General features: G+C 62.7%; 6 protein-coding genes. All 6 read right to left on the reverse strand.

Features of this window, described 5'->3' with window-relative positions:
• Positions 1–7: 7 nt before the first annotated feature.
• Positions 8–928, reverse strand: coding sequence for a nickel transporter permease (gene nikC / locus NKI61_RS00820; RefSeq protein WP_023682024.1), 921 nt, complete (start codon positions 926–928; stop codon positions 8–10).
• Positions 925–1992 carry an ABC transporter permease gene (locus NKI61_RS00825; protein WP_352461736.1) on the reverse strand — a complete coding sequence of 356 codons (1068 nt, stop codon included), beginning with the start codon at positions 1990–1992 and terminating at the stop codon, positions 925–927. Before NKI61_RS00825 ends, nikC begins: the two co-directional genes overlap by 4 nt.
• Before the next feature lie 18 nt (positions 1993–2010).
• Positions 2011–3654 carry an ABC transporter substrate-binding protein gene (locus NKI61_RS00830; protein ID WP_352651256.1) on the reverse strand — a complete coding sequence of 548 codons (1644 nt, stop codon included), beginning with the start codon at positions 3652–3654 and terminating at the stop codon, positions 2011–2013.
• Positions 3655–3916: 262 nt separating this feature from the next.
• On the reverse strand, positions 3917–5194 hold the full coding sequence (locus NKI61_RS00835; RefSeq protein ID WP_352461897.1) for a lytic murein transglycosylase: 1278 nt from the start codon (positions 5192–5194) through the stop codon (positions 3917–3919).
• Positions 5195–5388: 194 nt separating this feature from the next.
• Entirely contained in the window at positions 5389–5994 is a 606-nt protein-coding gene (gene recR, locus NKI61_RS00840) for a recombination mediator RecR (RefSeq protein ID WP_023682028.1), read from the reverse strand.
• A 97-nt stretch (positions 5995–6091) separates the two neighbouring features.
• Positions 6092–7060 (reverse strand): cell wall hydrolase, encoded by a 969-nt coding sequence (locus NKI61_RS00845; protein ID WP_352651253.1) that lies wholly within the window; start codon positions 7058–7060, stop codon positions 6092–6094.
• Positions 7061–7101 lie beyond the last annotated feature (41 nt).

A 7101-nucleotide genomic window follows, 5' to 3' on the forward strand; every position in this document is an offset into this window, starting at 1 on the left:
TCACCACTCATTGGTCGCCACTCCGGGGATCGAGCGCATCGCGCAGGCCGTCGCCAAGCAGGTTGAAGCCGAGGCTGACGATGAGGATGGCGAAGCCCGGCGCGCCGGCCACCCACCATTGGTCGAGCACGAAGCGGCGGCCGGACGCGATCATGGTGCCCCATTCCGGCAGAGGCGGCTGAGCGCCGAGGCCGAGGAAGCCGAGGCCGGCGGCGGTGAGGATGATGCCGGCCATATCGAGCGTCACCCGGATGATCAGCGAGGAGATGCAGAGCGGCATGATGTGGCGCAGCACGATGCGGAACGGCGAGGCGCCCATCAATTGCACCGCCTTGATGTAATCGGAATTGCGCACGGTCATCGTCTCGGCCCGCGCAATTCGAGCGTAAGGCGGCCACGAGGTGATGGCGATGGCCAGCACCGCGTTTTCGATCCCGGGGCCAAGGGCGGCGACAAAGGCCAGTGCCAGGATCAGCTTGGGGAAGGCGAGGAAGATGTCGGTAATGCGCATCAGAATGGCATCGGTCCAGCCGCCGGCATAGCCGGCGACGGTGCCGACCAAAAGGCCGATGGGGGCCGCTATCACGGCGACGAGAATGACGACATAGAGGGTCCAGCGTGAGCCAAAAAGAATGCGCGAATAGATATCGCGGCCGAGATCGTCGGTGCCGAACCAATGCGCCGCACTCGGCGCCAAAAGCCGGGCATTCTTGAGATCGCCGATAGTCGGCGAATAGGGCGCCAGCACATCGGCAAAGGCGGCGACCAGCAGCAGCGCGATGATGATGAGCAGGCCGAGAAACGCCAGCCGGTTGGCGGAAAAGCGCCGCCAGGCGACATAGGCGCGGCCGAGCCGTGCCTGCATGCGCGAGGCCGGCCGATCGCTGAGCAGCCAATCGCGGCGCGTTTGGATTGCTTCGGCGCTCATCCTGTCTTCGTCCTCGGATCGAGCACCTTGTAGAGAACATCGGACAGGAGATTGATGCCGATGAACACCGAACCGATGACGATGGTGCCGCCGAGCACGGCGTTCATGTCGGCGTTCTGCAGCGAATTGGTGATGTAGAGGCCGATGCCGGGCCAGGAGAACACCGTCTCGGTCAGCACCGAACCTTCGAGCAGCCCGGCATAGGACAGCGCGATCACCGTGACCATCGGCACCGCGGCGTTGCGCAGCGCATGGCCCCAGATGATTCGCGTTTCAGACAGGCCCTTGGCGCGCGCGGCGACGATGTATTCCTGCGACAGCTCATTCAGCATGAAGGAGCGCGTCATTCGGCTGATATAGGCGAGCGAGAAATAGCCGAGCAGCCCTGCCGGCAGGATGATGTGGCGGTAAGCGTCGTAGAAGACATCCCACTGGCCCTGCAGCGCGGCGTCGATCAGGTAGAAGCCGGTGATCGGTGTGAATGTGTACTCGTAGACGATGTCGAGGCGGCCGGGAAAAGCCACCCATTGGAGCTTGGCGTAGAACAGGACAAGCCCCAAAAGCCCGATCCAGAAGATAGGCACGGAATAGCCGATCAGGCCGACAATGCGAACGATCTGGTCGATGAGACTGCCGCGTTTTACCGCCGCCAGCACGCCGAGCGGCACGCCGAGCAACGAGCCTATCAGTGTGCCCAGCGTCGCCAGTTCGATGGTTGCCGGAAAGGCGCGGCGTATGTCGGTCATCACCGGATTGGTGGTCAGCACCGAGGTCCCGAAATCGCCGTTCAGCGCATGCTTGAGATAGATATAGAATTGCTCGATCAACGGAAGATCGAGCCCCATCTCGCGGCGGGTGCGCTCGACGACATTGGCCGGTGCTCGGTCGCCGAGCACCGCCAGCACCGGATCGATCGGGATGACGCGGCCGATGAAAAAGGTCACCGCGAGCAGGCCGAGATAGGTGGTGACGGCGATGACCAGGAAGCGGCCGATCGCCAACAAGATAGCGACGGCGCGGGCGCTTCCCTGCCCCGCCGTCGCCTGGTTTTCAATCGCGCTCATCAGGCGCGTCCGCCGGCGCTATTCCTTGGAGACCGGGCCGACGAAGTTGGTGTCGAAGCTCGGACCGAGCGCAAAGCCTTTCAGGTTTTTGCGCAGGCCTGCCACTTCCAATTGCTGGTGGATGATGACGAAGGGACTGGTGTCGAGGATCGTCTTTTCAAGGCTCTTGTACATATCGGCGCGCTTGCCGGCATCCTTCTCCAGCAAGGCTGCTTCGGTCTGCTTTGTCAGGTCCGGGATGTCCCAGGCATTGCGCCAGGCCAGCGTCTTGGTCTTGCCTTCATCCGAATTGTCCGGGTTTGAGGCAAAGGTCTGGGCGTTGGAGTTCGGATCGAAATAGTCCTGGCCCCACTGGCCGATATAGATGTCATGATTGCGGGCGCGGTATTTGGTCAGCGTCTGCTTACCGTCGCCGGGGATAATTTCCAGCTTGATGCCGGCCTGGCCAAGCGTCTGCTGGATCGATTCCGCCATGCCCGTTGTCGGCTGTCCCGTGCGTACATCCATGGTTACGCTGAAGCCGTCGGCCAGGCCGGCCTTGGTCAGCAGTTCCTTGGCCTTGGCGACGTCGAACTTGAACGGATTTTCGTCCAGTTCGCCCAGCACGCCCTTGGGCAGGAAGGTCTGGTGGATCTCGCCAATGCCCTTGAGGATGGTCGTGCTCAGCGCATCGTAGTCGACCAGATATTTGAACGCCTGGCGAACCTCGGGCTTGGCGAGGTTCGGATTCTTCTGGTTGAGACTGATGTAAAAGACCGTGCCCTTCGGCGCGCTGGTCGTGGTGAGATCGGCATTCTTGGCGATGGCGTCGAGATCGTTCGGCTCGAGGTTGCGGGCAACGTCGATGTCGCCTGCTTCGAGCGCCAGGCGCTGTGCCGAGCTTTCCTTCATGTTGCGGTAGATGACGCGGGCGAGCTTGGCCTTCTCGCCATTGTAATTGTCGTTGCGCTCGAGCACGACGACCTCATTGGCCCGCCATTCGCGCAGCTTGTAGGCGCCGGAGCCGGCATAACCGGTCCTCAGGAAGGCGTTGCCGAAATCGTTGTCCCATTTGTAGTCGGCACTCGGCGTCACCGCGGCGACATGTTCCTTGACCAGTTTTGCGTCGACGACCGAAGCGACCGTTGCCGATAGGCAGTTTAACACGAAGCTCGGCGCATAGGCCTTGTCGACGGTGAACTGGAAGGTGCTGTCGTCGACGGCCTTGGCCTTGTTGGCGACGTTGTCGCCGCTGATGCCGAACTGGTTGATGATGAATGCCGGCGGCTTGTCCAGCTTGATGGCGCGCTCGAAGGAATAGGCGACATCGGCGGCGGTCAGTGGATTGCCCGAAGCGAACTTTAGGCCGGGCTTGAGCTTGAACGTATAGACCAGGCCGTCGTCGGAAACGGTCCAGCTCTCGGCAAGGTCGCCCTTGACCTTGGAGGTGTCGCTGAGGTCGAGGCGGACCAGCAGATCATAGGTGTTGCCGGTGACTTCGGCGGTCGACAGCTCGAACGCTTCGCCCGGATCCATGGAGATGATGTCGTCGATGGCAAAACCTTCGACCAGCGTATCGGCGGGTGTCACAGCGAAGGCAGGCGCGACGCCAATGAGCAGAGCGGACATGGCAGCACCTGCGAGCCAGACGCGCGAACGTAGAGCAAACTTTTCCATCATCATGATGATTGTTCCCTGTTTTGTTGATTGTTGACCCCGAGTTCCCGGCTCAGGGCTGCAGTAATCTTTTTCGCGGCCGGAGGACGACCGTTAGACCCATACCGTGTTGATTTTTTTCCAGTTGGTCAACACCCTATCCGGCAGCCCTCCAACCGGCAACGGGCATTTTGCGAGCCGGCATACTGGATCGGAATATGCTGTGCGCGTCGAAGCATGGGCGAGCCAATTGCAGCCGCCGATGGGGAAAATTCTGCTCTTTTCGGTGTTACTTGATGGCAGCAACCAGATCGGCGTCGGGGAAGCAGGTGGCGGGGCGGCCGTTCTTTTCCTGCCAGGAGCCGATCGAGCGGCGGGTCTTAAAGCCGGGCAGGCCGTCGGCGCTGCCGACATCGTAGCCCTTGGCCTCCAGCGCCCGTTGCAGCGCGGCGATGTCGGAACGATGCAGGCCGCCAACCGCACCCCAGCTGCCGACGAAATCAGCATCGCCATGGGCAATGCGGTCAGCGCCATGGCCGATGAACAGGGCGTAGAGGTCGCTGGTGTTGTACTGTTTCAGCACGTAGAAATTGGGCGTGGCGATGAAGGCCGGACCGCTGCGTCCGGCCGGCATCAAAAGGAACCCTTCCGCCTTCAGTTCGTTGGCCGGAAAGGCTTTGCCGCCGACGCGGCTGATTCCCATCGCCACCCAGGCTGAGATCTTCTTGCCCTGGTCGGGACCTTCGAGCGAGCAGGAAACGCTTTCCGGAACCGTCACCTCGAAACCCCAGCCACGCCCCTTCACCCAGCCATAGTGGACGAGATAGTTGGCGATCGAGGCCAGCACGTCCGGCGTCGAATTCCAGATGTCGGGGTGGCCGTCACCGTCGTAGTCGACGGCGTGCTTCAGGAACGAGGTCGGCATGAATTGCGGCTGGCCGAGCGCGCCGGCCCAGGACGATTTCATGGCGCCGACCGGCGCCAACCCATGCTCGACGATCTCGAGCGCCGCCAGCACTTCGGTGCGGAAGAAGTCTTTCTTGGTCGACATGAAGGCCTTGGTGCCGAGCACTTCGAAAGCGTCGTAGGGCATTTTCGCCGCGCCGAAGCCGGTCTCGCGGCCCCAGATCGCCAACAGTATCTCGCCCGGGACACCGTAGCGCTTTTCGATCGCAGCCAGCGTCCTGGCGTTGGCCGCCTCGCGCGTGCGCCCACCTGACGTGACGGCGCGCACCGTCTTTTCGGCGAAATAGGCGCCGGGCGAACCGAACTCGGCCTGATGCTGTTTTTGCGGGGTTTTGGGTTTCTCGCCGGGCAGGACGAGGTCGGGCAATTTGAGGTTCGGCTTCACGCCGTCGAAAGCGGCGTCGAAGGTGGATTTGGAGATGCCTTTGGTCTGGGCTTCGGGCCAGAGATCGGTTTGCAGCCAGGCGCGGAACTGGTCATCGATTTTGGCGGCGGAGGCGGGGGAGATGAGGAGGAGGGCGAGCAGAGCCGCAAGGAATGAAAATAGTAGCAGCCTTGGAGGCTTGCGTTCCCTCACACCCCCCTCTGTCCTGCCGGACATCTCCCCCTCAAGGGGGGAGATCAGCAGCTTCTCGGACGGCATTCTTCTTTCAACGCAGGTGGTAGGCGAAAACCGAAGCGACAGCCAATCTCCCCCCTTGAGGGGGAGATGTCCGGCAGGACAGAGGGGGGTGTTTGGCGCAAACCTCGAAGAATGCGAAGCTTTCATGTCGCACATCCTGCCCGCCAATTGCGTCAAAACGCCGTACGCGAGCGCAAGGCCGCCGCCAGCGTCCCCTCATCCAGATAATCAAGCTCGCCGCCGACCGGCACGCCATGCGCAAGCCTAGTGACCTTGATCTCGAAGCCCGAGAGCTGGTCGGTGAGATAATGCGCCGTCGTCTGGCCCTCGACGGTGGCATTGACGGCAAGGATCACCTCCTTCACCTCACCGCCGGCAACGCGGTCGACGAGCGAGCGCACGTTGAGCTGTTCGGGACCGATGCCGTCGAGCGGCGACAGCGTGCCGCCGAGCACGTGGTAGCGCACATTCATGGCCGCCGCCCGCTCCAGCGCCCAGAGATCGGAGACATCCTCGACGACGATCAGCGTCGAGGCATCGCGGCGCGGATCGGTGCAGATCATGCAAGGGTCGGAGGTATCGACGTTGCCGCAGGTCGTGCAGATGCGCACCTTGTCGGCGGCTTCAGCCATGGCGGCGGCGAGCGGCGACAAAAGCTGCTCCTTCTTCTTGATGAGGTGCAGTGCCGCACGCCTGGCCGAACGCGGCCCTAGCCCCGGCACCTTGGCCAGGAGCTGGATCAGGCGTTCGATCTCGGGACCGGCGATTCGCTTCGACATCGCACTGATCTAGGATTTTTCCGCGCGCTTTGAAACATGCCGCATACGCACCGAGCCCGCCATGCTGCCATGGCGGGCTCGGAAAATGTTCTGGGCGTCAGTAGGCTGAGAGCGGCCGGGTTTGATCGACGATCATTGCGCCGATAGCGTCGGTGTTCTCAGGCGTCGACTGGAAGCCCATCGACGCTTCCTGCGTCGCCGATGGAACCGAGGTGATGTAGCGGGCGTTCAGCGTGCCGCCGAAACGCGAGGCATCCGGCTCGGCCATCGGCTCCTGCATCGCCACCTCCGTCTGCTTGGCGGCGACGCGGGCGCTCTTGGCGGGCGCCGCGAAAGCCGTCACATAGGTCTGCTCGGCCGGGGCACGTGTCGCCTTGGCTGCGCGAACCGCCGCGGCCTGCTTGGCAGGATCTGGACGGACAATGGTCTTCACCACCGGCTCGGCGTAGGCAACCTGCACCGGCGCTTCAGGCACAGGCGCGCGCGGCGTCCCCGAGGCAACCATGGTCGTGGATTCATCCGGCAGCGGCTGCCAGTTGCGGCCGCGCTTCTCGTAGAAGGCGTTGCCGCCGGCAACCATGGTGTAATGCATGTTCTTGTAGGGGAACCTCAGGCCGGCGGTGTGGAAGTACATCGTGTTCTTCAGCTTGGCCTTGCGCTCGCCCTTGAGCACCGCATCGGCGGCCTCCTCGACATCGGGTATCGCTTTCGAATTCATCGCCCGCGTCATCACGCCGGGCGCGAACTGGCCCGGTTCGCCAACCACTTGGCAAATGGTGCTGCCATGATTGCCGGAGCGCAGCCGGTTCATCACCACCGTGCCGACGGCGATCATGCCGTCACGGCTCGAGCGGTTGGACTCGAAGAACATCGCCCGCTCCAGGCATTCCTTCTCCTTCGGCGTGTTGCGGTAGGCGCGCGTCGAAAGGAAGCTGGGCGTGATGGCGTCGGTCAGGCTGGCGACCGACAGGCCGTGCGAAGACGTGGTCTGGCTGCAACCGGCCAGGAACATAGGGGAGAAGATGATGCCGAGCAGAAGCGGCGTCTTCCATCGCGTCGCGATCAACAAAAATGCCTCATTGTCCAGATGCCAGCCCGCCCCGAGAT

It is taken from the genome of Mesorhizobium sp. M0514 (assembly GCF_040321145.1).
GTDB lineage: Bacteria > Pseudomonadota > Alphaproteobacteria > Rhizobiales > Rhizobiaceae > Mesorhizobium.